We start from the raw sequence: 26,781 nt of genomic DNA on the forward strand, positions 1-26,781 counted from the left end.
TTCTTTAATTTTTTTGATCAATAATTCTGTCAGATTAATCTATGATTTGATGGTTGCTTGTAGCATACGTTTTGTATGAGCTAACCCAAAATAAATGCTGATATATGGTAGTTCTCCGTTAAAGTAATCAAAAATAGCCTTAACTCCTGTATTAGGTCCAAGATTTCGTACTGCATCAGCTACTGCTTCCAATTGTTCTCCTGTGATGTATTGGAAGATGTCTATAGTATAACCCATCTCATAGAGGTTGGCCAGATGATTATAAATACTTTGATCTTGAAGCTTACGTTGTTGAGCAATTTCATGAATACTTAAGCCCTTTTTATAGAGCTCATAAGTCAATAATGAGGTACTTCCTTTTATTTTGAAGCCAGCTTTAGATTTTCTAACAATAAAACTGACAATCGCTCCGATAAATTGGTTGCCATACTTCTTCAATTTTGTTTCACCAACACCAGATATTTCCATCATATCCATAACTGATACAGGCATTTTTTCTGCCATATCTTTTAATGTAGCATCGTTAAATACTACATATGGAGGTATATTTTCTTTATCAGCAATATTTTTACGAAGTACTCTAAGCTCTTCGAACAAGTCGGTAGCCAATTGCTCTTTGGCAGAAATCTTTTTAGTTGGTGCTTTAGTAGAAGGTGTACTTTTGAACTGTGATAGTTTTGCAAAATTTACCGGAAACTTACCCATTAGTACTTGTTCTCCAGTTTTGGTCACCCTAAAAGTATTATGATGATCATAGGCAATTTCAATCAACCCGAGATTAAGCATTTGTTGTAAATACAATTGCCAATGATCGTAACTGATATCATTTCCTGCACCATACGTTCGGATACGATCGTAGCCAGCATTAACCAAGTCTATTCTTCTGGATCCTCTTAGAATATCAATCAGCATACCTGCTGAAAGGCTTTTATTCATTTCTCTTTTCACCCGAATTACTGCAGACATTGCTTTTTGTGCGATAACAGTACCATCAAATAGTTCTGGAGGGTTTCTGCATACATCACAGTTTCCACAGTCTTTTTCTAAAGTCTCTCCAAAATAACTTAATAGAATTCGTCTTCGACAAGTTCTTGTTTCAGCATACTGCTGCATTCGTTCAAGCTTAGATAACTGGAGTTGATGTTGTCCTGAGTCACTCACCATCTCTCTTAATTGCATGACGTCTGCAAAAGTGTAGAATAATAATGTGTCAGAAGGAAGTCCATCTCTACCAGCTCTACCGATTTCTTGGTAGTAACCTTCCATATTCTTAGGAAGGTTATAATGTATAACCCATCTCACATTGGGTTTGTCGATACCCATACCAAAGGCAATAGTTGCACAAATAATAGGTGTATCATCTTTTATAAACGCTTCTTGAACTCTTGACCTTTCATGTGTCGGCATACCTGCATGATAATAGGTCGCGTTATACCCCGCGTTTCTTAATTTATTGGCTAGTGATTCTGTATTTTTTCGAGATAAGCAATAAACAATACCTGATTGATTAGGTCTTTCTCTTAAAAACTGAATAATCTTCTCAATTCTTTTTTGCCCTGCTTCTACTCTTAAACTAAGATTTGGTCTATCGAAAGATGAAATAAACATCTTAGGATCATTCATGCTTAGTTGACTGGCGATATCATTTCTAGTAGCCTTATCTGCAGTGGCGGTAAGAGCTACAAAAGAAATATGTGGTAACCTTTGTCTTAATGAGGTAAGTTGTGTGTACTCAGGTCTAAAATCATGCCCCCATTGAGAAATACAGTGTGCCTCATCAATTGCGATAAAGCTAATGTTCATACGGCACATGAAATCTAAAAATGCCGGAGCTAGTAACTTTTCAGGAGATACATATAAAAGCTTGAGTCGTTCTGTTCTAAACTCCTCTTCTATTTCCCTTTGCTCTACATAAGATTGTGTACTGTTTAAATATGCTGCATTAACACCATTTGCTTTAAGGCTTTCAACCTGATCTTTCATTAACGCAATAAGAGGAGAAATCACGATGGCTGTGCCTTGTGAAATAATCGCAGGTATTTGGTAGCAGATAGATTTACCACCACCAGTAGGCATTAAAACCACGGTATCTTTTTTTGCAAGAACATTCATAATGATATCCTCTTGCATAGGTCTGAATCGGTCGTACCCAAAAAAATGCTTTAGGGCTTGTTGAGCAGTGGAAATATTCATTGATTTAATTTATACAGAATTTCGAAGCAAGTTACAATCCTGAAATGACGATCTCAAATAGATAATAAGAGATTCGTAATATTTTGTAAAAATTATTTTGAACGATAATTCACTAAAATTCAATTACTCTAGTAAGTCTATAGTGTTTAATAGTGGTGTGCATAGTGTTTTGATTATAAATAAGATATAATTTGATTTTTTTAATGCTAAATCTTAAAATTTTATATTGTTTTCTTGTGAAAAAGTCAATATTATAATATGTTTACAAATAAGAAATCAAACAAAAGGCATTTTTTTTACGAAAAATGCAAAAATGTTATGGTTTCTCACTTTTGATGTAAAACATCAAAAATGAAAGATTTCGATGGAAGTTTAAATAATTGAATTGGTTAGAAAGGAGGTGAGTTTTACTCACCTTTTTTTATATCTTTATTTTTATAATCAGGAAACATAAAAGATTTTATAAATTTGTCTTCTATTCAAATTACAAGAGAAAAAGACGTCTCTGCTTAATATTTGAAAAATCTACTTATGAGTAATTATAAAAACGTATTTGTGATCGATGACGATCCAACAAATAATATGATCTGTCGTAAAATGATAGAGAAAACAAATTTTGGTGAAAATGTGGTCACTTTTTTAGATGTGGATACTGCTGCTCAATCTTGGGATGATGTACAGCCGGAATTAGTGTTTTTGGATATCAATATGCCTCCTAGTACTGGGTGGGACTTTCTAGATCAATTGGCAGATAAAGGAGTGAATCCTGAAAAAGTATACATGTTATCTGCAGAAGTAACTTTAGATGATAGAAAGAAGGCAGAACAATATAGCCAAGTAGCAGGTATTATCATTAAGCCATTAACACCTGCAAAACTAAACGAGATCAAATAATTCATTATCCTTCAAATAAAGGATAAACTTGACGATATATAATGTAAAGGTGAAAGTAGAGAAAATATATAGATGCTGGATTGTAGGGATTGGGATATGTGTTTTCATGCTTTTACCTTTTTTTTCATCTGCACAAGTAGCTGAGAACGATTCTATTAAGATAAAAGAACATGATGTATCAGAGATACAATACACTTTAGATTCTTTATTATCCTATAATTACCATATTGAAGCACAACAAGTTGCGGATAGCGTAATTCAAATAGCCAAAGATACTTATAGTAATACAGACGAAAGAATTGTATTACTTCATAAACGAATAGCAGAGAAGTTTGCTGACAGAGGATTTTCTAACATTGCATCCCAATATATTCAGCAAGGTCTTTCCATTTTAAGGTCTCAGCCCTCCCCTAATTATGCGTTTATTGGTGATATGTATATTTATCTTGCTCAGATATTTAGACATCACCAATTGTCTAACATTGCAATAAACTATTACGAGCAAGCTGCAGAATCTTATGAGCAATCAGAGGGGACGAATCATTATTATAATTTGATTAATGTCTACATGACGTTAGGTACATTCCATTTTGAGGTTAAAAACTTCGGTACTTCTAGTAGTTACTATACAAAAGCATCGAATATTATAGCAAAAATGGATACAGAGTACCGAGCAGATATGGTAGAAATATTAAATCGCATCGCAGTAGCCCAAACAGCCACAGGTTCATTCAAAAAAGCACAACAAAATTTATTGAGGTCTGAGATGATTGCTAAAAAAGTATTTGGTAAAAATGCTTTGGAACTTGAAAATGTATATGAGCAATTAATAGATCTGTATATCCAAAAATCCGAATTTGATAGTGCTGATATTTATGCTGTAAAAGCTGTCAAAATATTAAAAGGTAATATTGGGACGACAGAACGTAGACAAAAATATGAACGCTTTCTGGCAGATACCTTTTTTGGAAATAGGGAATATTCTCTAGCCTGTAAATGGTATGATGTATTGTATGATGATGCCTATATTACCAATCAAAACTCCTTAGAAGAAATAGCGACAATTACAGATTGGTACATTACTATTGGTGAGAAGATGGAGAGAGTTAAGCAAGATTCTTTAGCCAATAATGTATATGAAAAAGCACTTTCTGTGAACCAAAAATACTTTGGGGAAGAAAACTTGAAAGCTGCGAGTATAATGCATAAAATTTCTAGAACGCAGACCAAGTTAAACTACTTTGAACAAGCAGAAATATATACCAATAAAGCATATGCTATTGAGTGGGATTTAGGTACAGAAAAAGATAGTACTCAGTTTATTGTTCAGCAAATAGATCTGGCAGGATTGCTCTTAATGAAAGGCGATACAACAGACGCTGAAGACTTATATCACAAAGTATTAGAGTTAGAAGATGATAGAGAAAGTAGGTGGAAAGCGATAGCATTTAATAATCTGACAATGATCCATCTAAGTGCTCTAGAATATGATTCTGCAAATTACTTTGCAGAGCAACTTTTGGTGTATTACTCTACGAATTATGGCAGGGATTATATCAAGACTTTAGGGTGTTATCTTTTGCTAGGAAACATTGCTTTTGCTCAAGGTCTGGAACAGGAAGCTGTAGAAAAATATTACAGTAAACCGATACGTTTAGCACCTCAATTATTTTCTAAAAAAAATGAGGTAGCTTTATTGGCAAACCTCAACCTATCTCGTTACTACGCAGAGTTAAATAAAGAAGACCTGTCCCGTCGCTACGATAGTTACGCACGCGAGATACAGGTCTATTTATCTTCAAAGGAAAATTATCCTTAGTTATTTTTAATCTCTGTTAACTTCTCATTCAAAGTATCAAGAATATTACGTAGATGACGCTCTAATTCTGCCCAAGCCATAACAGGGTCAACAGAGTTAACATCTTCTTTGTAGTTCGCTCCCACTTCAGACATAAATTTTTCTAAAGTCTCAAGGTTGAAAGTATGTAGTCTTGTGCTGAATTTGTGTTTAACTGCACTGAATAAGTCAGAATCTCTATCTTCTAAAGCCAATTTAAGTTTTGGAAAGTCTGACTCAAATTCGTCAATCGAGATAGAAAGAAAATCAATGTATCCCTCTTTATCTCCTTCGAATAGTGTATCTGTGAAACTGAAATCCATAGGATATGTTGAAATTGCCATAATTTATATTCATTAAAAGTAATGAAATCTTTCCATATATCTAATTAAAAAATAGTTTTAGTGGATTAAAACATAATGATATAAGCAAGAATTTCTTTCGTCACAAAGATATAGAGGATAATTACTCTATTTGTGATGTCATCCATAATAAACGTAAATCGATAAGTTTCATTTAATGTTTTAGGAGATTTTTTATTTTTAATAAAATGAATGTGATTATCAATGCGTTGACATTCGTTTATTACTTTTTTTGAAATAAATTTTGGAAATATAAAAAGTCGGCTTACCTTTGCATCGCTTTCAACGGAAAGCACCTGATGAAAGGAACTAAATAAGCGAAAATAGCTCAGCTGGTAGAGCGCAACCTTGCCAAGGTTGAGGTCGCGGGTTCGAACCCCGTTTTTCGCTCAAAAATGAAATCCTTTCATCTCCAATCGGATGATTGGGCCGGGATGGCGGAACTGGTAGACGCGCAAGACTTAAAATCTTGTGAGGGCAACCTCGTGTGGGTTCGATTCCCACTCCTGGTACAAAACTTTTGTACCGCAGAAGTGACAATGCGAAAATAGCTCAGCTGGTAGAGCGCAACCTTGCCAAGGTTGAGGTCGCGGGTTCGAACCCCGTTTTTCGCTCGAATTTGAAGAAAACGTCTTCAAAATTTTTAAAATATTTCATTTATCAGTCTGATAGATGAGCCGGGATGGCGGAACTGGTAGACGCGCAAGACTTAAAATCTTGTGAGGGCAACCTCGTGTGGGTTCGATTCCCACTCCTGGTACAAAACTTTTGTACCGCAGAAGTGACAATGCGAAAATAGCTCAGCTGGTAGAGCGCAACCTTGCCAAGGTTGAGGTCGCGGGTTCGAACCCCGTTTTTCGCTCAAAAAAGCCTAGTAGATTTTATCTGCTAGGCTTTTTTTTTTCTTTTTGGTGTTATCTGTACATTTTTTTGTATTAATTTGTGTTGCAATAGTAATACTTGTTACATTTGCATGTTTTTAATTCTGCTTGGTCAACGAACAATTGAAGTTTTTTTGGGTGTTGATTTTTTGTGTAGTGACACTGAACGAGCATTAAGGAACTTAAAAACTATAAAGGATTCATATATAAAGCATTTATAATTTTATCATGGCAATCATTACGAAGATCCGAGAAAAATCTGGCGTTGCTGTCGGATTGATCGCAATAGGTCTGATTCTATTTATGGTCGGTGGCGATTTATTGTCACCTAACTCTACATTACTTGGAAGAAACAAGCAAATTGTAGGAGTTATTGGAGGGGATGAAATCGAATTAAGAGAATTTACAGAGATTGTAGATGCTATTAAGGCAAACTATCCTACGCCTCCTAACGAGCAACAATTACAAGGTGTTCGTCAAATGGCATGGAATGAGTTAATCTACCGTGTTGCTTACGGTCAACAAATGGAAGATTTGGGTGTTACTATTTCTCAAGAGGAATTAGACGATATTATTTCTGGTAACAACATCGACCCACAATTTGGTCAATATTTCAGAGACTCGACAGGACAAGTTTCAAAAGAAAATATTCAACAATACTTAAGTATGTTGAAGCAACAAGGTGCTAATTCACAACAGTACCAACAATTCTTGAACTTCGAGCAACAGCTAAAAACTTCTCGTAGCAGAGTAAAATACGAGAACCTAATGTCAAGAACTTATTACGCTTCTGATTTAGAAGGTAAGAAAGAATATGAAAAGCAAAACGATAAAGTAGAAATTGCTTACTTAAACGTTCCTTTTTACGCAGTTGCTGATTCTTTAGTAAACGTAACTGATGCGGATGCTAAAGCATACTACAGTTCTCATGAAGAGGAGTTCAAGCGTGATGCTAACAGAGGTATCGAATTTGTTAGTTTTAAAGTTGAGCCATCAGAAGTGGATAAGAAAAACTTAGAAGCTGAGATGAAAAACCTAAAGCGTACGTTTGCTACAACTTCTAACGATACTGCATTTGTAGATTCTCACTCTGAAGGAGCTACAAACTTGATGACTGTAAACATGACAGGTGTTCCAACTTACATGTTGAGCGAAGATCTTCAAGTAGGTGAAATCTATGGACCTTACTTTGCGGCTGGAGCTTCTAGAATCTACAAAATTACAGGTACATCAGAAGATACTATTTATTCAGCAAGAGCATCTCATATCTTATTCAAAAACGATCAAGACGATGCTGCTGCTAAGAAAGAAGCTTATGCTACTTTAAGAAAGATCCAAGGTGGTGAAAACTTCGAAGAGTTAGCAAAGAAAACAGGTGATGCTGCTCCTACTACTAAAGCTAACGGAGGTGACTTAAACTGGTTCACTGAAGGTAGAATGGTAAAAGAGTTTGATAAAGCAGTATTCTCTGCAAGAAGAACAGGTTTAATCTCAAGAGTTATTAAAACTCAATTTGGTTACCATATCATTAAAGTAACTGAAACTAAAACGAAAAAGATGTATGACTTGGCAATTGTAGAGAAGAAGTTAACTCCTTCAGATGCTACAATTAACGAAGCATACAGAAAAGCTTCGGTGTTTGCTGCTAAAACAAAAGGTGGAAGAAGTGATTTCGAAAAAATTGCTGAAGAAGAGAAAATCTTTATTGAGCAAGCTTTAACAATTGCTCCAACTGCTACTTACATCAACAGCTTAAGAGGTAACTCAGTAAGACAAGTAATCCGTTGGGCATACAATGAAGGTAGCGTAAATGAAGTGTCTGAAGTATTTGACTTAGACGATCGTTTCGTAGTTGCTACTATTCTTTCTGCTCGTGAGGAAGGTGTTGCTAACTTTGATGCTGTAAAAAGCGAAGCTAAAGTTCAAGCGACTAAGCAAGCAAAAGCTGAGTATATCAAAAACAAGTTAGCTGGTGCTAAAGGTGATTTAGCTGCTATGGCTAAATCTTATGGTAACGGTGCTAAAACAGATATCGTTAGCGATTTATCGTTGAATGATGTTTCTATCCAAGGAATCGGAATTGCACCTAAGGCAATCGGTACTGCTTTTGGATTGAAAGAAGGTGAGCAATCTGCTCCAATCGTTGATGAGAACAGCGTAATCATCGTAAAAGTTAGAAAAGCAAACAAAGCTTTAGAAACTGCTGATTACACTATCTACCAACGTCAAGTTGAAGGTAGATACTCTAGATCTGCAAACTATAAAATCTTAGAAGCAGTTAAGGATTTATCAGACGTTCAAGATGATCGTTATAAGTTCTTCTAAGAATTTTATTAATAAAATATATAAAAGGCCACCTCACAAGGGTGGTCTTTTTGCTTTTTAGACTTCCTGTTTAATTTTGTACTATGGGCAATATTAAGATTATAGAAACCAACGATGGATCCAGTTCATTGTTTAATGAAGTACTGAACGAGACATATCACTCTTCACATGGAGCATTGACAGAATCTAGATATGTTTTTATCAAATCAGGTTTTGAAGCTATTTATGAAGGGAAAGAAGAAGTAAATATCTTGGAAGTAGGAATGGGTACAGGATTAAATGCTATTCTTATGATAGAACAGGCACTGCTTCATCCCCATGTAAAGATCAATTATACTACCCTAGAACCTTTTCCTTTGTCTTCAGATTTGATTGATGGTTTAAATTATAAATCACTCTTATCTGAAGAGCTTACACCGTATTTCGAGGAACTTCACTCTTGTGAGTGGGAAAAGGAAGTATCGATCTTACCTAATTTTACCATCATTAAAAAGGAATCTACTCTGGAAGATCTTTCAGCTGATAAAGATTATTTTCATGTGATCTTTTTTGATGCTTTTGCTCCAAATAAACAACCTGAGGTTTGGTCTGTAGATAACTTGAAGAAAACTTACAACTACACGGCTCAAGAAGGCATATTTGTTACATATTGTGCAAAAGGACAGCTTAGGAGAGATTTGGTAGAGGTAGGATATGAGGTAGAAAGATATCCAGGCCCTCCTGGTAAAAGAGAAATGCTAAGAGGTTGGAAAAAATAGGATCATGAGAAAAACAGGTTTATTCTTTGGGTCATTTAACCCTATTCATGTTGGTCATTTAATTTTGGCAAATGCGATGGTTCAAAGTGGAGAGGTAGATGAAGTTTGGTTTGTCGTTTCTCCTCAAAATCCATTCAAAAAGAGAAGTTCTTTATTGCATGAATTTGATCGTTTGGATATGGTAAATGCTGCAATCCAAAACAATTTTAACTTTAAGGCATCAGATATCGAATTTAGAATGCCTAAACCTAGCTATACTGTAGATACTCTAGTGTATTTATCAGAAAAGAATCCTATGCATAATTTTAAATTGATAGTTGGGGAGGATAATTTAGCGGGGTTCAAGAAATGGAAGAATCATGAAGTGATATTAAATGATTATGGTTTATTAGTGTATCCAAGGCCTAAGTCAAAGCCTTCAGATCTAAAAGATCATCCTCATGTAAAACTCATAGAGGCACCTATGGTAGATATTTCAGCGACATATATTAGAAATGCTATTAAAGAGAATAAAGATATAAGATACCTTGTTCCTGAAGGGGTAAGAGAATTGATAACTAGTAAACATTTCTACCAAGACTAAAACAAAAAAAGGATTCCATATCTGAATATTGATATGGAATCCTTTTTTTATTTGAAAAGAATAGGATTACAATTAATACCCTTGTTCGGACAACATCTGTTTTACATCGTCATTTTTCTCCGCATTAATAGCTTCTGTTACTCTATTCTTAATAGCTTCATTATCTAATAAAGGACTTACAGCTTGGTAAGCTGCAATTTTGGTGTTAGTACTAGAACCTTTATTCGTTGCATATTTTAAAATAATATCGGCTGCTTTTTCTTTATCCTCGTCAGTTTTTAATGTCAATATATATCCTGTCATAGATCTGAACATATATTGTCTAAACTGATCATTCATTTCTGTCAGTTTCTTATCGAACCAATCTAGTTTGCCTTCTACAGCAAGGTCTGTATAGATTAACGAAAGTACAAAAACGATATTAGGGTTTTTAGCATCTTCAAATTGTTCTGCTTTTGGTAGAATACTAGGTCCTTCTATTGAAGATGAAGCATACAATGCTGTAGCTACAACAGCATAAGAGCTATCATTCATTGCGATTTTTGCTGTTTCGATAAATTGTTCATCAATACTGCTCAATACACTAAGTGCAGTTGCTCTCACAGATGCGTTATCATCCTTTAGTACCATCGTACGCATTTTCTTTACTACCTCAGAAATATCTCCTGTACCTTGGTACTGATCAAATACGGCTACTGTTGTTTCTCTAATACCCCAGAACTTATCATCCATAAAAGTCAATAAAGTTGGAATAACAGAAGTATCAGCAACAATAGACTCTCCTAACTTTTCAATTGCTTCTACTCTATGCATTACATTTTCAGCATATTTAGCTTGAAGTGTATAAGCTTGTGGTGATTTAGAGTGGTCAAAAACTCCAGGAATGATATGATCGGGATCAAAGATGACTAGATCAGGTTGTTGATCAAACATAAATTGGAATGTTTCTGATGCTTTTGTGATCGTCATTTTTCTTTCTTCCGATTTACCATCATTCCACCAGAATTTCACTTTAGTCGGTATTCTGTAGATTGGAGTATATTCTGGATCTTGTTGTTGTTGAACTAATAGTTTTACTTTTCCATCAACATAAGAATCTTTGATGTAAAAATCAGGATGGCCTGCACTCATAAACCACTGATTAAAGAACCAGTTTAAATCTTGTCCTGTAACTTCTTCAAAGGCAAGTCTAAGGTTGGCAATTTCTGCAGCTTTAAATTCATTGGATTTTAAATAAATAGAAGCCCCTTTAAAGAAGGCATCATCCCCGATTGTATTTCTAAATAAATTTAAGATATACCCACCCTTAGCATAAGAATGACTATCGAACATATCTTCTCTATTGATGTAATGATACCTGATCAGAGGTTCTTGCTTAGTTTCAGATTCATATAGATAACTTTCTAGTTCAGACTGTAACGCAAAATCTGCTTCATCTTTTCCATTCTTGTATTCTCTCCATAGATATTCACTATAGTTCGCCCAAGATTCATTTAACGGAAGATTTGCCCAAGATTCAGTGGTTACTAAGTCTCCAAACCAATGGTGGAATAACTCGTGAGCAACGATAAAATCCCAATCCTGATCTAGCTTTTCTCTATCATCGACTTGTACAGACTCCATAAATGTTGAGGCTGTTGTATTTTCCATAGCACCAGACACAAAATCACGGATGATAATTTGTGAATATTTAGCCCAAGGGAAAGGATAGTCAAAACGGTTGGAGAAGTATTCCATCATTTCAGGAGTACTACCAAAGATTGTTCTGGCGTACTTTTCATAAGCTGGTTCTACATAATAACTAACCTCTTTTCCTCTCCATTCATCTTTCACAACAGCAAAGTCACCAACAGCCATCATTGCTAAGTATACAGAGTGTGGTAGTTCTTGTTTCCAATGATCTGTTCTAGTACCATCACTGTTTTTTTGTTGTGATACTAATTTACCATTCGATAAAGTGACATATTTATCCTGTACAGTCATAAAGATATCTTGCTTCATCTTTACATTAGGGTGATCGAATGTAGGGAACCAGCATGAGTTGGCTTGGGTTTCACCTTGTGTCCAAATCTGTTGTGGTTTTCCTATTTCATCACCTAATGGATTGATAAAATATAAACCTTTATCATCAGTGATAGCTTCACTACCATGAGACTGTCTTTCGTTAGGTTTTGCAGTGTAAACAATATGTAGGTGACAAGTTTCATCACTACTATATTCTTTATCTAAAGCTATATTTAGTTGTAAACTATCGTAGGTGTACTCAAGAGCCGTAATTGACTTATTCTGTTTATCTACAAGCTCGATTTTATGTATATCGAAGTGTTTGGCATCAAGGATAATATCACTTTGTGGATAAAAATACGGTTGTAATGTAATAACAGCATCTCCATTCATATGCTGTTTCTCCCAGTTAAAGCTCACTTTTAATTGTGTATGAAGGATCTTAAATGCTTGATCATATGCAGCATGATAAGGTCCTTTCTTTGCTACCCATTCCGGGGTTTGGTCAACATTTTCTTGTGTAGTAGTATCTTCAATAAGTATAGTTTCATCTATTTGGGCTTGGCCGATATCACTTTGACCATTTGCAGCAGGCTGTGTAGTTTTACAGGCTTGCATTGTAGACCCTAATAGTATAGCACTTATTACGGCATGTTTGTAATTAAAGATCATATGTAATTATTTGATGATATAAAGTTCACTAGAACTTTTTCGAGTTTTTTCTTTAAATCGTATTGAAAATACTTCAGAAAATCGAGAGTATTAAAGATATTGATAGAGAATATGACAAAATAGGTACAAATCATTTAATTAATATTCGATTTTCCTTTTTCAACCTTATAAAACTGACAATTTGTCGATGATCAAACACATGGGTCGCTTATTGGTGATCAGATAAACAAAAACATAAAAACTATGGAAAAGAAATTTAGATCAACTACCGTCCTTGCTATTAAAAAGGATGGACAGGTAGCATTAGGAGCAGACGGACAAGCTACTTTTGGAAATACAGTAGCAAAAAGCAATGTAAAAAAAGTCAGAACTTTAATGGGTGGTAAAATTCTTTGTGGATTTGCTGGATCAACTGCTGACGCATTTACTTTAATGGAACGTTTCCAAGAGAAATTAAACGCTTTTGGAGAGTCAAATATGAAGAGAGCTGCTATCGAATTAGCAAAGGATTGGAGAACTGACCGTTATTTAAGAAAATTAGAAGCAATGATGATCGTTGCAGATAAAAATGATGTTTTAATCATTTCTGGTACTGGTGATGTTATTGAACCAGACCATGATATTGCAGCTATTGGATCGGGTAGTATGTACGCTCAGTCGGCAGCATTAGCATTAAAGAAGCATGCTCCAGACTTAACAGCAGAGGAAATGGTAAGAGAAGGCCTTAGTATTGCCGCTGATATCTGTATCTATACGAACCACAATTTTGTGATTGATACTGTAAAGCAATAAATATTAGACATGGAAAGTTTACCTAAGGAAAACACTCCCATGCAAGAAATAAAGGACCCTGTTCTCATCGAGAATGGGGTTCGTCTTTTTGTAAAGCGTGACGATTTAACCCATCCGGAAGTATCGGGAAATAAATGGAGAAAACTGAAGTATAATCTTTTAAAAGCTAAAGAAGACGGATATGATACAATTTTGACATTTGGAGGTGCTTATTCTAATCATATTCATGCTTTTGCCGCAGCAGGTAAGTTATATGGTTTAAAGACGATTGGTGTAATTAGAGGAGAAGAACACCTTCCTTTAAATCCAACTTTAGCTTTTGCAAAATCACAAGGAATGCAGTTAACTTATTTAGACCGTACTTCATTCCGTGACTATCGTTCTGCTATACCTCAATTAAAAAATACTTTTGGAGACTTTTATATGGCTCCCATGGGAGGTTCAAATGATTTAGCGTTAGCTGGCGTTGCAGAGTTAGGAGAAGAATTAAATCAATTTGATCACAACATTGATTACTTATGCGCAGCTTGTGGTACCGGAGGTACTTTGGCAGGTTTGATCACTTCAATATCAAGCGAAACAAAAGTAATAGGTTTTCCTGCTCTAAAAGGTGGTGATTTTCTTTATGAAGATATCAATGAATTTATTTCATCAGTGAAAGGCAGAAACAGCTTTCCAGAATGGACATTAAACTTGGAGTATCATTTTGGTGGATATGCCAAAAAGAAACCTGAATTAATGGAGTTTATGGCACTTTTTAATCAAAAATATAACATCGAGCTCGAGCGTATTTATACAGGAAAAATGATGTTTGGAGTATTTGATATGATTAAAAAAGGATTATTTCCAAAAGGATCAAATATAGTAGCATTACATTCTGGAGGTTTACAGATTAATAGGTCGTAGAATATTGGTTTTGATAGTGTTAAAAGCTGTTTTTCTACCTTTAAAACTTGTTTTTTTGATAAAATTAACATATTTTAAACTTATTGGAAAAACAAAGTAAATATTACATACAAGGGTCAAATAAAAAGTATCTGACACTGCTAAAAAACGTATAAGGCTATAGAAGTCACAACCAAAAAACACACTATCATGAAAACTACATTCTTATTCACTACACTATTATTGGCATCTTCTTTATTATTCGCTCAGAATAAGGAACTAGAAAAAATCAACGCTCAAGAGTATTCGCATGAGGAATATTCAGTATTAGAATCTTTAGGTCCACATTATGTTCAAAACTTAGAGCATACATTAGATGAATTGGATTGGGGGATTACTAATTACAATGAAAACGAAGCTTTGAAAGATGAAATCACAAAAGTATCTGAAGTATACGTATATAGTTCAGAGGATTTTAGGTTAGTTCATTACCATAATGGAGATGTGCATGATGTTGATTTAGACCAAATTGCACAAAAAGCAGATTTGATCATGTCTTCCGAAGGAACATATTATTATGTTTTAAGAGATTAGATAACTAATTACACACCACATTTTATGTGTTTTAAGGCAATCTGTAGTAGGATTGCCTTATTATTTTCTAAAAACTTTAAAGGAAGTGGTAAACTATAAATGAATCTTCTAAATTTGCAGTCGAAGAATGTTTAAGTTCAGAGGCATTACTTCTGTCCTTAAGTATTGGAATTCATTAGATAGTGTACCACAAATAATATACTGATGTCTTCAGTTAAAATCTTTTCAGCTTCGGGAACGGAGTATCTCGCGAGCAAAATCGCACACTCTTATGGTAAATCCTTAGGAGATGTTGTTCTACAACGCTTTAGTGATGGCGAAATCTCAACTCACTTTAATGAATCAGTAAGAGGTTGCGATGTATTTATCATCCAATCTACTTGTCCTCCAGCTGACAACCTACTAGAACTACTTTTACTAATTGATGCTGCAAAAAGAGCATCAGCTTCTACTGTTACTGTATTGCTTCCATACTTTGGATATGCTCGTCAGGACAGAAAAGACAAGCCAAGAGTAGGTATCGGTGCTAAATTGATAGCAAATCTTTTAACAGCATCTGGTGCGACGAGAGTAGTTACTTGCGAATTGCATGCTGACCAAATCCAAGGTTTCTTCGATATTCCTGTAGTTCACCTACAATCATCACCTATTTTTGTTCCTTACATTGAAAGCTTAGGTCTTGATAATCTTACTTTTGCTTCTCCAGACGTAGGAGGTGCTAAAAGAGCAAGATCATATGCTAAGCACTTCAAGTCTGATATCGTTATGTGTGATAAGCACAGAGAGAGAGCAAACGAAGTAGCTTCAATGCAAGTGATTGGTGATGTTAAAGATAAGAACGTTATTCTAATCGATGATTTAGTAGATACAGCAGGTACTTTATGTAATGCTGCAGAAATCATTATGGAGAAAGGAGCTAAATCTGTAAGAGCAATCTGTACACATGGTGTATTATCAGGTCCTGCTTACGATAGAGTAGCTGCTTCTAAATTAGAAGAATTAGTAGTTACAGATACTTTACCTGTAGAAAACAGAGAAAAAGTACACGTACTTTCTGTTGCTGAACTATTTGCAAAAGCAATCAGAAAGATTCAAGATCATGAATCAATCAGTTCTTTGTTTATCTAAACAAAATAGCTGAAACAATATTCTTAAGGCTATATTCTGACATAACTTGTTGGGGTATAGCCTTTTTTGTGTTAATAAGATACTAATAATCTTTTCTTTTATAATAAAAATAGTTTACCTTTGCACGCTGATTTTCCATAATAGGAGAATCTAAGTTAACATGTTTTGGGATGGGATCTACCTTCGAGAAAGGGAGGATCAAGTACCAAGGCGTTTATACATGTTTTACTTTTATAATTAAAATTTACGATGAAAACAGTAGAAATCATTGGTTACAAGCGTGAGACTTTAGGTAAAAAATCTGCTAAAGACTTAAGAGCTGAAGGTTTAGCTCCATGTGTAATCTACGGTGGTGAAGAGCCAATTCACTTTGCAGTACCAATGTACTTATTCAAGGATATTATTTATACTCCTGAAGTATGTTTCGTAAACATCAACATCGAAGGTGTTGAGAAAACAGCAATTATCCAAGACTACCAATTACACCCAATCTCTGAGGTGTTATTGCATGCAGATTTCTTAGAATTAAATGAGAACAAGCCAATCAAAATGGAAGTTCCAGTAAAATTCGTTGGTTCATCTCCAGGTATGCAAATGGGTGGTAAGTTAGTTGCTAAACTTAGAAAAATTAAAGTTAAAGCACTTCCTGCTAACATGCCAGAGAACGTAGAGGTATCTATCGAAGGTTTAGAGTTAGGTAAATCAGTTCGTGTTGGTGCAATCGAAGCTAAAGATTACGAAATCTTATACAACGATTCAGTAACGGTAGGTTCAATTGCTATTCCAAGAGCATTACGTTCAGCTATGGACGCTGCAGCAGAGTAGTGATAAACTTTATCATACAGAGAAGAGGTATTACTCCGGTAATACCTCTTTTTTTGTCTGAAAATTTTTCTTATTTGCTGATTTCCAATCTTTTTTGTAAAATAACAAGTGAATACTCACTCACTAAATACTATATGCTAACCTCAGAATCATCCACTTATTTTATAGAAGTAGAAAACGGTAATATTGAATGTCTCCAATTAGGAAATGGACCTAAGCTATTAATTTGCCTTCATGGGTTTGGAGATAATGTGAACTTATTTAGAGAAATAGCCCCTGCTTGGACAGATGATTACACTTTAGTTTCCTTTTCATTGCCGTATCATGGTAATACTGAATGGAAGCCTTCTCATTTTTCTTCTAGGAATATTCGAGAGATAATAGATTCTATTTTAAAGAAGTATGATCAAGAAAGGTTCTCTATTCTAGGATATAGTATGGGTGGAAAGATTACAATGTATTGTGTGCAGAAGTATTATTCTGATCAGATAGACCGAATGATTCTTTGTGCATCGGATGGTTTAAAGACACATACCCTTTATGATGTATCAAAATTGCCCCGTTGGTATTTAGAGTTGATGATGATACTGATGCGTTTTCCAAAATTAATGTTCAAAGTAGTAGGTTTTATTTATAATAGAGGACTACTGTCGAAGTTTCTTTATGACTTCTTTATGAATCACTTTGAAACAGAAAAACAGAGGAGGAGATTTTTCGGAACAGCTACTTCGTCTCGGTTTATGAAGCCAGACTTAAATAAAATAGCAGACATAGTAAATCAGAATAAAATACCTGTTGATATGTATTTTGGTGAAAGGGATGAAGTGATATTAATAGATGGAGCTGTAAAATTTTCTAAGAAAATAAATAATGTAAGATTTTTTCAACTACAAAAAGGTCACCTTTTGATCGATGAGGATTTATGTAAGCTGATGTCTGAAAATTAAATACTATTTTCTGAAACGGTAAGTTGCTTTCAGAATAAATACATCATTAACAGCTGTATCAAAAATATTATTGACAATTTCTGAAAATGAGAATTCTCTGAAGGGTTCAACAACATCTCCTCTACTCTGAGACCATACAGCAAAGAAGGTACATCCAGGCTTGTATTCCCACCTTAAGACAAAGTTTGAGTTGAAATCAGTAACATCGAAGTCGGGTTTTTCAAAAGAGTAATTCCCCTTTTCATCAATAACTGTATATTCCTCTGAAGCATCGTTATATTCGATCTCATCAGTAGAGAATTGATGAAACCTGTCATGATAATTCTTTGCTTTTGGGGTATTTGACACTCTTTTGAAATCATAATAATCACCTCTTGATGCAAAAGGTTGAGCATAGTATTGTAACGATAGGTTAGGTCTAAGAATTAAGTTACCTCTTAAAGTAAAACCAGTAGTATGTTGTTCAATTCTACCAAGAATATAATTATCACCTCTACCATTTTGTTCTGTAGTAACGTATTGTACATCGTCACTATTATAGGCGAAGAAAGGAGAAATACTAATTTCCAATGCATTGATGGGTCTGTAAGTTAGACCGACCCATGCATCAATTTGCTTTCCACTATTCTGATGTGCAATTCTGTTTCTATTACCAAAGTTAAAGTAAAGCTTCTTTCTTGAATCACTTTCTATATTCCAACGGAATCCTTCTCTATCAGGATCTAGAAATGCGGGACCACCTCTTAGTTTAAAGTTACTGAGTCGGTGAATTTGGAAGGCGCCACCACCACTTAAAGTCCAAAAGTTCTGAAATTGTAAATCAAATCCACCGTGAATACCAAAGTAAGTCACTCGACCTCCATAATCGTAGTATAGGTATTCACGTAAATCAGCATTGATACTTCTAAAAACGCCTACTGGTTGAAGGGTACGGTAGTCAATTCGAGACCATTGGGCTATGATATCTGCCGAATTCATAAAGCCAACATCATTGATCTCAAATTTAGGCGACCTCCAAGTACCTCCCACTTCATAACGTATTGGAGATCCTCCACTTCTACCAAATTTAAGATAACCACCTGTTCCTAATAATGAAGTAGCGGTAGTGTCTACAGAAACATAATTAGCATCAGGTCTCTGAAAAAAGTGGCGACCTGATTCTTGGGTTTCTGTAATGGCAGTAGGGTCACCTTCTACATAACTAGCCATAAAATTACCTTGAAGGTAATAAGTTCTATCTTTCCATTGATGTAATATATCTACACCTCCACTATATGCATTAGTATGTAAAAAGTTTAATGATTCCGATTCGATATTCCGGTTTGTTGATGTAAAAGCCATTCCAATAACCGAATTACCTTGGTTAATATCTTGGGTTGCCCTTGCTACAAGATAGCTTGTAAAAGGCTCAACAGTTTCTTTAGAAGTTTCTCCTTTAGTGCTGATTTCTGCCTCAGTTTTAGCAGTAAAGTTCTGCATGATACCAAAAGCAAATCCATTCTTATTTTTCCCTGTTAATTTATAAGCACCTAAAATAGGGACAACTTTAGGTTCATCGATGTATTGTCCTTCATCAATAGAAGGAGAATAACTTGGTTTTTTACCAATACGCCTAGTGTATATAAGGTTATCTCTCGAAAAGCTTCCTCCCGATCTTGATTTCGTAGCATCAAACGAAAGCGTATTTCTTCCTTCTATAAAGAAAGGTCTTCTTTCTTGAAGATAAATTTCAAATGTAGATAAATTCAGCTGAGATGGATCTGCTTCTACTTGTCCAAAATCTGGATTAATAGTGAAGTCAAAAGTAATATCACTAGTGATACCTATTTTACCATCTACACCTGCATTAATAGAATATTCAGAACCTGTTTGGTATGGATTACCTTCCTCTTTAGGCCCTCTGTCATTTCTGCCTAACACATAAGGAGCAACCTCAAGTTGTTTTTGTGGTTTGATTCCATTTAGTCCAACCAATTCTCCAAAATGATGTACCCAGCCTGAAGCATCTTTTGGAATATATTGCCAATATGACCTTTCATTTTTTCTAAATAAACGACGAGTAACTTGTAATCCCCAAGTCAAGTGTTCTTTGTTGGCAAACCTCAATTGAGATAGTGGAATTTGTATTTCTGCATTCCAACCTTCGGCATCAACAGATGTTTTTGTCCACCAAATAGCGTCCCAATTGCTATCCCAATCATTACCGTCTTGACTGATTGCTTCATCCCCTATAACACCAGAAGCACTTACAGTAAAAGAAAAAGCATTGGTAAGGTCATGGTATGAATCGATATTCACTTCTACAAAATCACCTTCAAAACCATCTCTTCTAGACATTCTTTTAACAATGCTATCTGGAGAAGAGTCATATGCTTTGATTGCTATGTAGAGGTATTTTTCATCATACATTAACTTAAAAGCGGTTTGCTGAGAAGGTGGTGCACCATCAATAGGGTCTCTTTGAGTAAAGTTGGTACCCCACTCTACATTGTTCCATGCGTCATCATCAAAAGAACCATCGATAGTGATTTTTCCTTTTTCGAGTGAATGAGTGGTATAACTTCTTCTAGCAATATTATCCTGAGCAAAAGAAGAAACATAACTACACAATAGTAGAAGAACAAAGTATGTTAGATAGGATTTCAATGGAAGGTGTAAGTAAGTAGAATGGATTGTATGATATTGAATGAGAGGGCTTAAATGCCTTAGGGATAAAAGTAAAGAATCTTAAGGGAAAATAGAAAGTCTTGCTTACCTTTTTAAAAGAAAAGATAAGCAAGAAAAATCGCAGCTATTACTCCTGCAATATCGGCGACTAAACCACAGGTAATTGCATACCTTGTTTTCTTTATATTTACTGAGCCAAAATATACAGCAATGATATAAAATGTTGTATCTGTAGCTCCTTGCATCATTGATGATAGCTTACCAGCAAAAGAGTCTGCTCCTTGAGCATTCATAATATCAAGCATTACACCTCTTGCTCCACTGCCACTTAATGGTTTCATAAATGCCACAGGTAAGGCATCAACAAAAGCTGCATCAATACCGACACCGTCTTGTACTACCCATTTCACCCCATCAATAATAAAATCCAATGCTCCAGAAGCCCTGAACATACCTATTGCTACAAGTATTGCTACTAGATATGGAATAATAGTTACAGCTGTTTTAAAACCTTCTTTTGCACCTTCAATAAATGCGTCATATGCATTTACTTTTTTGTATGCTGCTAAACCAACAAAAGAGGTAATGATAAATAGTAAAATAAAATTACCTGCTACTGAAGAAACAGCGTTTGCTTGTTCAGGAGAAAGGTTATAGAACAAAGTAATTGTACCTGCAATAATGGCTACTAATCCTCCTAAATATGCTAATATGACTTTGTCTAGAAGGTTGATTTTTTGATAAATAGATACAATTAGTAACCCTGCTAAAGAAGATATACTAGTAGCTAATAAAATAGGTATGAATACATCTGTTGGAGAAGCAGCCCCCAGTTCAGATCGGTACATCATAACTGTAATAGGAATTAGTGTTAACCCTGATGTGTTAAGTACCAAAAACATGATCATTGGGTTTGATGCAGTGTCTTTTTTCTTATTTAATTCTTGTAACTCTTTCATTGCTTTTAACCCGAGAGGTGTCGCTGCATTGTCCAAGCCCAACATATTTGCAGAAAAGTTCATCATCATTGATGAGATGGCAGGGTGATTTTTAGGTACATCTGGAAAGATTCGAGAAAAGAATGGCCCAACTAACTTTGACATTACTTGTACTGCACCTCCTTTTTCTCCTACACTCATGAGGCCCATCCAAAGAGCAAGTGTGCCAGTAAGCCCAATAGAGATATCAAATGCTGTCTTTGACATACTAAATGTACTTTCAATTATAGCTTGAAAAGTGGATGCATCCCCTAAGAAGATCCAATTGATGAGTGCGACAACAAATGCTCCAATGATAAAAAATATCCAAATATAATTGAGGGCCATATATTCGTATGATTATTGTAAATATCAAAAAATGTATAACGAATATATAATAAAAAAGTCACTATGAATGTCTCATAGTGACTTAAAATTTCGTCTTAAACGTTTTTATTTTAATTCTTGACGTTTGGTCAGCATTGAACCTATTACAATTCCTAGGATGGGTAATACTACACCGATAAGTGCATAGTATTGTAGTGCCCAAACAGAGATTTCGATTGTCTCAGGATTAGTAGCTAATCCAAAGAGAGGGCTTCCGTAATAGACAATAGCACTGCCAAGTCCTAGGGCTCCTAATCCGAAACCTAGAACCAGCGAAACTTTTACAAGTTTCGCTAATGCATTAATCACTCTTTCTATTAAAGTTAGACGATTACTGTTTTGAAAAAGTGATAGCAGAGATGGGACAATAACTCCCGCAACTGCTAATAATGTTAGTGTTCTCATATACTCTATTCTTATGTATAATGTGTTGATAGTTGAGATTATATAATTAATTTTATAATTAAATAATCATGTTAATACTCACTTGTTAACGATTGTTTCTTAAATTAACTTCATTAATGTTACAATATAGTAATTTCTATAAATATTTTACATTGTAATCTTCGGATAGTACAATGAAATTAAATAAATTTCTTCAAATTTTTCAATTTAATTGTATTTTAAACACCAATTAAAAAGAGGTTGGATTAAACTAATTATACTCTATCTAGTAAATTCATGATATTAAAACGTCTTATTACCTTTTTTGTTTACTATGTTCTGTTAATAAGTGGTGTCGCTGCACAGACTGAAATAGAGTCAAAAGGTATAGCTCAAATTTTTAATGGAGAAATCGAAGAATCCATTAATACATTTCGAGCATCATTAAAGGAAAATCCCAATTCAACGCTCTCACAATTCGCTTTAGCCAACCAACTGTTTGAGAAGGTAGTAGATAAAAAAGCGAAAGAAATGCACATCATACGATTCAAAAATATGGATGAGTATTTTGCCGACCTTCGCGAAGCCTATAAATGGTCTGTACTAGCATCAGAAAGTTATGTAGATCTTGATGAATCAGATAAATTAATGATCAGACAATCATTATCTGTAGCAGGTGATGAAGTAACGGGTTATTTGTCGTCAAGAATTCAACAAGAAGCCTATGCTTATCTTCAACAAGCTCCTTATCGTCGTCCAACCTATCAATTGTATAGAACAGAGGTATACAATAGAATTATGGAAGGTGATACATTAATTGCTTTGCGAGAGATACTAATCCGTCAATGTGGAGACTATATTAGTGACTACCCTGATTCTAAATATATTCCAAAAGTAAATGAAATTAGAAAAGGTGTATTAAAAGAGTATTTAGACAATACATCGCTGCGTCAATATGGTAACAGAAGCGGTCATATGTATGAACGTTATTGCAAGGATATCATAGAGTTATACTCAAAAGATGAATTAAAAAAGATTGTTCCTCTTTTTTATGGTAAAGAATATGGGTTCTCTCCATCGAATATGTATAAGTCGGGTGGTTATAAAAAACTCAAGGCATTTGCTGATGCAGAAGGTACTAGTATTATCGAAATATTATGTCAATTAAATATCCATGATAGAGGATGTGATACTGCAAATACAGAATTATACGATCGTTTTGTAAAACAGATGGCTCCAATGGACATTGCTCTGATTGCAGTAAAGAAGATGACAGAGGATGCTTTTAGAAAAGGAGATTACGAATATGTAAAGAATATATACGCTACGTATAAATCATATTTTCCAGATCAAGAAAATTATTTTGATAGAATCATAACAACGCTTGGTGATACAAGTAATCCTAGAGAACTGAAAAATATAGGGAATAAGATTAATACAGTTGCTAGAGAATATCAGCCTGTAATTACCTTAGATGAGGAATATTTATTTTTTGCTAGAAAGACTGCAAAATCTGGAGAAGACGTCTATGTTTCTAAAAAAGACTTTTATGGAAATTGGTCTTTAGCTCAAGAAATAGTTGAAGTGAATACAGAATCACACGAAGTACCTATGGGTATCAGTGGTGATGGACAGACGTTATTGCTTTATGGTAACTATAGTAAGCTCAGAAAATTCTCATATGTAAGAGGTACAGAGTCCAGATTAGGAAAAGGAGACTTTTACTATTCAAAAAAACAAAGAGATGGTACTTGGAGTGCAGTTAATGTTTTTCAGTATCCAATAAATACACCTTATTATGAATCAGGTTTAAGCCTTAGTTTAGATGGAGATGTAGCTTTTTTTACTTCAGATAGGCCAGGAGCAGTTGGAGAATATAATCCTAATTACCCAGAAGATGGTCTTTACTTCCATGGAGCAGGAGAATTTAATACTGATATATATGTTAGTGTTAAGAATGATGATGGTAGTTGGGGAGAGCCTGTTAATTTAGGTGAGGTGATCAATACACCATTTGCAGAAAAGAACCCTTATTTACATCCTGACAAAGAAACCTTATACTTTTGTTCAGATGGCCATCCGGGCTTTGGTGGTTATGATATTTTTATGTCAAAACGACTAAATCCTAACTCATGGACAGAATGGAGTGAACCGGTTAACATGGGAATTGCGGTTAATGGTGTAGATGATGATGCTTTTTATCTTACTTCAGCTGGTAATAAGGCATTGGTAGTTTCCTCTAAAGGAGATGTGAACTATGGTCGTGATGATATTTATGAATTAGAAATTCCTGAACACCTACGCCCTTTACCTATGTTGTTTGCTCACGGTAAAGTAGTAGATAAAAATGGAGAAGGAATCTCAAAAGTGAAAATTAAGATCAATACAGCTGACGGTATTGAAGTACATGAAAAGTATACAGGTGATAATGGAGAGTTTCAATTAGCATTACCTCCAGATACGGACTATGTAGTTTATGTTGACGATGATGACCTCATTGGTAGTAGTATTGAGATCAAAGAAGATAGTGACCCTGATAAGAACTTTAGTTTATCAGCCATGGAAACGGTAAACTTAACAGATGAAGAAGATGCTACTTTCGTCATGAATTCTTTAAACTTCGATACTAACTCTTTTAATATCCGTAAAGAATCCTTTTTTGATCTTGATCGATTGGTTGCGATGATGAATCGAAATGATTTATGGATTTTAATCATTGAAGGCCATACGGATAATGTAGATTCAAAAGAATATAACATAGAGCTGTCGAAAAATAGAGCAAATGCTGTAAAAGAGTATCTGATATCTAAAGGAGTACACCCAACGAGAATAGATGCATATGGTTACGGAGAAGAAAGACCAGTGGGTAGTAATGCAACTTCTTCGGGTCGACAGGAAAATCGCAGAGTTGTATTTACTATATTAAAATAAAAAAGGCACTTTATAAAGTGCCTTGTAAGGGTGTAAATAGTAGCAATGTTTTTGTCAACTAAATGTGTTTAAGTAGAAAGTAGCAATGAGAAAATAGCGTTTCCAATAGGGTGAACAAACAACAACGTAGACCTTTGTCTACAAATATTTTTATAGTAGAAAGTAGCTAGAACCAACAGTTATTTTCTTTATTTGATAACTCAAATTTACATTCATTTACTTAACAAAACAAAATAAAAAACATCATTTGTAAACAAATGTTTACAAATGATTGGTAAATAATTGATAGCTAGATAAATAAAATCAAGTGCTTTTTTGGTTTAAGTACTCAATGTTAGGTGAAGTTGTGAGTTCGATTGATATTTCAAAAAAATAAAAAGAAAAATAGATTTTGGTATTTTTTGAAGTAAAGTGAATAATTTAGTACACATTTTGTTATTTGTTCAGTATCTTATGAGATAAATCGAATTTTTATTCGTTCTCTTATTAGAAAGCTCGTTCGAGAAAACATAAAAGTGAAAAAGTTATTTTGGTAGTCTTTGCACTACCTGAACACCAAAATAGTTATGCAGACTGTTATTAATACTCTTACTATTATTCCGATATTATTCATCAGCCTTTTCACTGTTGATTACAACACTACTTCTATTGCTGCTCAAGGAGGTAGACCTACTTTTACTGTAATTAAACAAGATGTTCCTAAAGCTTGTCCATTAGGAGGTTTACATTTAATTGAAGGGATCGTTCGTTCTGCCAATCCAGACGAATACGTAGATATCTATATTTATCTACAAAATTACAACGGATCGTGGACGAAACAAGTATTCAAAAGAAAAGGAGGCGGAGTTGTCAAGTTAGACTTGTCTTCATGTGATTACACAGGTAATTATTATGCTTTGGCTGATTATGCTTACAATTCTGGTAAGAAAATGCCAAGTGTTGAGCAAGTAAAGGCGAAGCATGAAGAAAAAGGAAAGAATCCGAAATTCAGAGTAACTGAAAAATATCCTTTCAAAGAATGTGAAGGAGATGCTATCGGTACTTATTTCAAACAAGGAGAAGTTTTTACACCTAAAGGTCAAAAGGTCGAAGTGACAATGTACCTACAGAAAGCTGATGGTTCTTGGAGAAAGAAGCATTATAAGAAAGTAGGTTCAGGTTTTATTCCATTAGAAATCAAAGGATGTGATTTAAATGGAGTATATAAATCTCGTATTGTTTATGCTAATTAATCTTAGTAGAAACAAAAAAATAGGCTTTTTAGAAACTTTTTGATGTATTATATAGTAGATACATAGGAACTTGAATCTACTATATAAAATTTTTAATTGTCTCTTTGACTATTGAATAATTCAAAAAAACTAGTATTTTCGCAGAAAATCAAAAATGAGATATAAATTAAATTTTATGTCTCATTGACCAATTTGTATTAACAAAAAACTATTATAAATATGTACTGGACATTAGAATTAGCTTCTTATTTAGAAGATGCACCATGGCCTGCAACAAAAGATGAGTTAATTGACTACTCTGACCGTACAGGTGCACCAGTAGAAGTAATCGAAAATCTTCAAGAATTAGAGGACGATGGCGAACCATACGAAAGTATTGAAGAAATCTGGCCTGATTACCCTACAAAAGATGACTTCTTCTTTAACGAAGACGAATATTAATCCCAAAAAGGTATAATATAAAACTGCGGCTGTGTCATTAATATTAAGACACAGCCGCAGTTTTTTTATATTCTATTTTTTT

The 26,781-nt window shown here is 34.5% G+C and carries 20 protein-coding genes and 5 tRNA genes; 19 read left to right on the forward strand and 6 right to left on the reverse strand.

Annotated elements, in window-relative coordinates:
- Nucleotides 1–39: 39 nt before the first annotated feature.
- Nucleotides 40–2,193 carry a DNA helicase RecQ gene (gene recQ / locus HGP29_RS16655; RefSeq protein WP_168883568.1) on the reverse strand — a complete coding sequence of 718 codons (2,154 nt, stop codon included), beginning with the start codon at nucleotides 2,191–2,193 and terminating at the stop codon, nucleotides 40–42.
- 531 nt (nucleotides 2,194–2,724) lie between these two features.
- Between recQ and HGP29_RS16660 the strand changes: the two genes are divergently transcribed.
- The gene (locus HGP29_RS16660; RefSeq protein ID WP_168883569.1) at nucleotides 2,725–3,087 is read left to right on the forward strand and encodes a response regulator; all 363 of its coding nucleotides are present in this window, start codon (nucleotides 2,725–2,727) and stop codon (nucleotides 3,085–3,087) included.
- A 106-nt stretch (nucleotides 3,088–3,193) separates the two neighbouring features.
- Complete coding sequence (locus tag HGP29_RS16665) at nucleotides 3,194–4,906, forward strand: tetratricopeptide repeat protein (protein ID WP_168883570.1); 1,713 nt, start codon at nucleotides 3,194–3,196, stop codon at nucleotides 4,904–4,906.
- Here HGP29_RS16665 and HGP29_RS16670 read toward each other — a convergent pair.
- Nucleotides 4,903–5,268: a hypothetical protein gene (locus tag HGP29_RS16670; protein WP_168883571.1), complete on the reverse strand. Its 366-nt coding sequence runs from the start codon at nucleotides 5,266–5,268 to the stop codon at nucleotides 4,903–4,905. The two genes, HGP29_RS16665 and HGP29_RS16670, sit on opposite strands and share 4 nt — an antisense overlap.
- Before the next feature lie 335 nt (nucleotides 5,269–5,603).
- Here HGP29_RS16670 and HGP29_RS16675 point away from each other — a divergent pair.
- The 8 genes from HGP29_RS16675 to nadD all read left to right on the forward strand — a co-directional run bounded on the left by HGP29_RS16675 (nucleotide 5,604) and on the right by nadD (nucleotide 9,833).
- Nucleotides 5,604–5,676, forward strand: a tRNA-Gly gene (locus HGP29_RS16675).
- 38 nt (nucleotides 5,677–5,714) lie between these two features.
- Nucleotides 5,715–5,798, forward strand: a tRNA-Leu gene (locus HGP29_RS16680).
- A 29-nt stretch (nucleotides 5,799–5,827) separates the two neighbouring features.
- Nucleotides 5,828–5,900, forward strand: a tRNA-Gly gene (locus tag HGP29_RS16685).
- Between the two features lie 62 nt (nucleotides 5,901–5,962).
- Nucleotides 5,963–6,046 (forward strand) — tRNA-Leu (locus HGP29_RS16690).
- Between the two features lie 29 nt (nucleotides 6,047–6,075).
- Nucleotides 6,076–6,148, forward strand: a tRNA-Gly gene (locus HGP29_RS16695).
- A 247-nt stretch (nucleotides 6,149–6,395) separates the two neighbouring features.
- Complete coding sequence (locus tag HGP29_RS16700; protein ID WP_168883572.1) at nucleotides 6,396–8,492, forward strand: peptidylprolyl isomerase; 2,097 nt, start codon at nucleotides 6,396–6,398, stop codon at nucleotides 8,490–8,492.
- Nucleotides 8,493–8,575: 83 nt separating this feature from the next.
- Nucleotides 8,576–9,250, forward strand: coding sequence for a tRNA (5-methylaminomethyl-2-thiouridine)(34)-methyltransferase MnmD (mnmD, locus tag HGP29_RS16705; protein ID WP_168883573.1), 675 nt, complete (start codon nucleotides 8,576–8,578; stop codon nucleotides 9,248–9,250).
- A gap of 4 nt (nucleotides 9,251–9,254) precedes the next feature.
- On the forward strand, nucleotides 9,255–9,833 hold the full coding sequence (nadD, locus tag HGP29_RS16710; protein WP_168883574.1) for a nicotinate (nicotinamide) nucleotide adenylyltransferase: 579 nt from the start codon (nucleotides 9,255–9,257) through the stop codon (nucleotides 9,831–9,833).
- Nucleotides 9,834–9,905: 72 nt separating this feature from the next.
- On the opposite strand, the gene HGP29_RS16715 is transcribed toward nadD, so the two are convergent.
- A complete protein-coding gene (locus tag HGP29_RS16715; protein ID WP_168883575.1) occupies nucleotides 9,906–12,509 on the reverse strand; it encodes a M1 family aminopeptidase in 2,604 nt (867 codons plus the stop codon).
- A gap of 243 nt (nucleotides 12,510–12,752) precedes the next feature.
- Here HGP29_RS16715 and hslV point away from each other — a divergent pair, with 243 nt between their 5' ends.
- The 6 genes from hslV to HGP29_RS16745 all read left to right on the forward strand — a co-directional run bounded on the left by hslV (nucleotide 12,753) and on the right by HGP29_RS16745 (nucleotide 17,680).
- The gene (gene hslV / locus HGP29_RS16720; RefSeq protein ID WP_168883576.1) at nucleotides 12,753–13,301 is read left to right on the forward strand and encodes an ATP-dependent protease subunit HslV; all 549 of its coding nucleotides are present in this window, start codon (nucleotides 12,753–12,755) and stop codon (nucleotides 13,299–13,301) included.
- A gap of 9 nt (nucleotides 13,302–13,310) precedes the next feature.
- Nucleotides 13,311–14,207, forward strand: coding sequence for a 1-aminocyclopropane-1-carboxylate deaminase/D-cysteine desulfhydrase (locus tag HGP29_RS16725; protein ID WP_168883577.1), 897 nt, complete (start codon nucleotides 13,311–13,313; stop codon nucleotides 14,205–14,207).
- 189 nt (nucleotides 14,208–14,396) lie between these two features.
- Nucleotides 14,397–14,780, forward strand: a complete 384-nt coding sequence (locus HGP29_RS16730; RefSeq protein ID WP_168883578.1) for a hypothetical protein — start codon at nucleotides 14,397–14,399, stop codon at nucleotides 14,778–14,780.
- 204 nt (nucleotides 14,781–14,984) lie between these two features.
- The gene (locus HGP29_RS16735) at nucleotides 14,985–15,908 is read left to right on the forward strand and encodes a ribose-phosphate pyrophosphokinase (protein ID WP_168883579.1); all 924 of its coding nucleotides are present in this window, start codon (nucleotides 14,985–14,987) and stop codon (nucleotides 15,906–15,908) included.
- Between the two features lie 249 nt (nucleotides 15,909–16,157).
- Nucleotides 16,158–16,733 (forward strand): 50S ribosomal protein L25/general stress protein Ctc, encoded by a 576-nt coding sequence (locus HGP29_RS16740; protein ID WP_168883580.1) that lies wholly within the window; start codon nucleotides 16,158–16,160, stop codon nucleotides 16,731–16,733.
- Nucleotides 16,734–16,867: 134 nt separating this feature from the next.
- Nucleotides 16,868–17,680: an alpha/beta fold hydrolase gene (locus tag HGP29_RS16745; protein WP_168883581.1), complete on the forward strand. Its 813-nt coding sequence runs from the start codon at nucleotides 16,868–16,870 to the stop codon at nucleotides 17,678–17,680.
- 3 nt (nucleotides 17,681–17,683) lie between these two features.
- Here HGP29_RS16745 and HGP29_RS16750 read toward each other — a convergent pair whose 3' ends face one another.
- From HGP29_RS16750 to HGP29_RS16760, 3 genes are all read right to left on the reverse strand, one after another.
- Nucleotides 17,684–20,326 carry a DUF5916 domain-containing protein gene (locus tag HGP29_RS16750; RefSeq protein ID WP_168883582.1) on the reverse strand — a complete coding sequence of 881 codons (2,643 nt, stop codon included), beginning with the start codon at nucleotides 20,324–20,326 and terminating at the stop codon, nucleotides 17,684–17,686.
- Nucleotides 20,327–20,439: 113 nt separating this feature from the next.
- The gene (locus HGP29_RS16755; RefSeq protein WP_168883583.1) at nucleotides 20,440–21,672 is read right to left on the reverse strand and encodes a nucleoside recognition domain-containing protein; all 1,233 of its coding nucleotides are present in this window, start codon (nucleotides 21,670–21,672) and stop codon (nucleotides 20,440–20,442) included.
- A 105-nt stretch (nucleotides 21,673–21,777) separates the two neighbouring features.
- Nucleotides 21,778–22,116, reverse strand: coding sequence for a hypothetical protein (locus HGP29_RS16760; protein WP_168883584.1), 339 nt, complete (start codon nucleotides 22,114–22,116; stop codon nucleotides 21,778–21,780).
- A 276-nt stretch (nucleotides 22,117–22,392) separates the two neighbouring features.
- On the opposite strand from HGP29_RS16760, the gene HGP29_RS16765 reads away from it, so the two are divergent.
- The 3 genes from HGP29_RS16765 to HGP29_RS16775 all read left to right on the forward strand — a co-directional run bounded on the left by HGP29_RS16765 (nucleotide 22,393) and on the right by HGP29_RS16775 (nucleotide 26,699).
- Nucleotides 22,393–25,026 (forward strand): OmpA family protein, encoded by a 2,634-nt coding sequence (locus HGP29_RS16765; protein WP_168883585.1) that lies wholly within the window; start codon nucleotides 22,393–22,395, stop codon nucleotides 25,024–25,026.
- Between the two features lie 566 nt (nucleotides 25,027–25,592).
- Nucleotides 25,593–26,258, forward strand: coding sequence for a hypothetical protein (locus tag HGP29_RS16770; protein WP_168883586.1), 666 nt, complete (start codon nucleotides 25,593–25,595; stop codon nucleotides 26,256–26,258).
- Between the two features lie 219 nt (nucleotides 26,259–26,477).
- Nucleotides 26,478–26,699, forward strand: a complete 222-nt coding sequence (locus HGP29_RS16775) for a DUF2795 domain-containing protein (RefSeq protein ID WP_044211605.1) — start codon at nucleotides 26,478–26,480, stop codon at nucleotides 26,697–26,699.
- Nucleotides 26,700–26,781 lie beyond the last annotated feature (82 nt).

Origin of the sequence: Flammeovirga agarivorans (genome assembly GCF_012641475.1) — a bacterium.
Classification (GTDB): domain Bacteria; phylum Bacteroidota; class Bacteroidia; order Cytophagales; family Flammeovirgaceae; genus Flammeovirga; species Flammeovirga agarivorans.

What these genes read in the sequence shown, in the direction of transcription:
- HGP29_RS16775 (WP_044211605.1), top strand. Translation starts at nt 26,478, where the DNA reads ATGTACTGGACATTAGAATTAGCTTCTTATTTAGAAGATGCACCATGG.
- HGP29_RS16670 (WP_168883571.1), bottom strand. Translation starts at nt 5,268, where the DNA reads ATGGCAATTTCAACATATCCTATGGATTTCAGTTTCACAGATACACTA.
- HGP29_RS16760 (WP_168883584.1), bottom strand. Translation starts at nt 22,116, where the DNA reads ATGAGAACACTAACATTATTAGCAGTTGCGGGAGTTATTGTCCCATCT.
- HGP29_RS16745 (WP_168883581.1), top strand. Translation starts at nt 16,868, where the DNA reads ATGCTAACCTCAGAATCATCCACTTATTTTATAGAAGTAGAAAACGGT.
- HGP29_RS16725 (WP_168883577.1), top strand. Translation starts at nt 13,311, where the DNA reads ATGGAAAGTTTACCTAAGGAAAACACTCCCATGCAAGAAATAAAGGAC.
- HGP29_RS16755 (WP_168883583.1), bottom strand. Translation starts at nt 21,672, where the DNA reads ATGGCCCTCAATTATATTTGGATATTTTTTATCATTGGAGCATTTGTT.
- HGP29_RS16735 (WP_168883579.1), top strand. Translation starts at nt 14,985, where the DNA reads ATGTCTTCAGTTAAAATCTTTTCAGCTTCGGGAACGGAGTATCTCGCG.
- HGP29_RS16665 (WP_168883570.1), top strand. Translation starts at nt 3,194, where the DNA reads ATGCTTTTACCTTTTTTTTCATCTGCACAAGTAGCTGAGAACGATTCT.
- HGP29_RS16715 (WP_168883575.1), bottom strand. Translation starts at nt 12,509, where the DNA reads ATGATCTTTAATTACAAACATGCCGTAATAAGTGCTATACTATTAGGG.
- recQ (WP_168883568.1), bottom strand. Translation starts at nt 2,193, where the DNA reads ATGAATATTTCCACTGCTCAACAAGCCCTAAAGCATTTTTTTGGGTAC.
- hslV (WP_168883576.1), top strand. Translation starts at nt 12,753, where the DNA reads ATGGAAAAGAAATTTAGATCAACTACCGTCCTTGCTATTAAAAAGGAT.
- HGP29_RS16770 (WP_168883586.1), top strand. Translation starts at nt 25,593, where the DNA reads ATGCAGACTGTTATTAATACTCTTACTATTATTCCGATATTATTCATC.
- HGP29_RS16730 (WP_168883578.1), top strand. Translation starts at nt 14,397, where the DNA reads ATGAAAACTACATTCTTATTCACTACACTATTATTGGCATCTTCTTTA.
- HGP29_RS16740 (WP_168883580.1), top strand. Translation starts at nt 16,158, where the DNA reads ATGAAAACAGTAGAAATCATTGGTTACAAGCGTGAGACTTTAGGTAAA.
- HGP29_RS16700 (WP_168883572.1), top strand. Translation starts at nt 6,396, where the DNA reads ATGGCAATCATTACGAAGATCCGAGAAAAATCTGGCGTTGCTGTCGGA.
- mnmD (WP_168883573.1), top strand. Translation starts at nt 8,576, where the DNA reads ATGGGCAATATTAAGATTATAGAAACCAACGATGGATCCAGTTCATTG.
- HGP29_RS16765 (WP_168883585.1), top strand. Translation starts at nt 22,393, where the DNA reads ATGATATTAAAACGTCTTATTACCTTTTTTGTTTACTATGTTCTGTTA.
- nadD (WP_168883574.1), top strand. Translation starts at nt 9,255, where the DNA reads ATGAGAAAAACAGGTTTATTCTTTGGGTCATTTAACCCTATTCATGTT.
- HGP29_RS16660 (WP_168883569.1), top strand. Translation starts at nt 2,725, where the DNA reads ATGAGTAATTATAAAAACGTATTTGTGATCGATGACGATCCAACAAAT.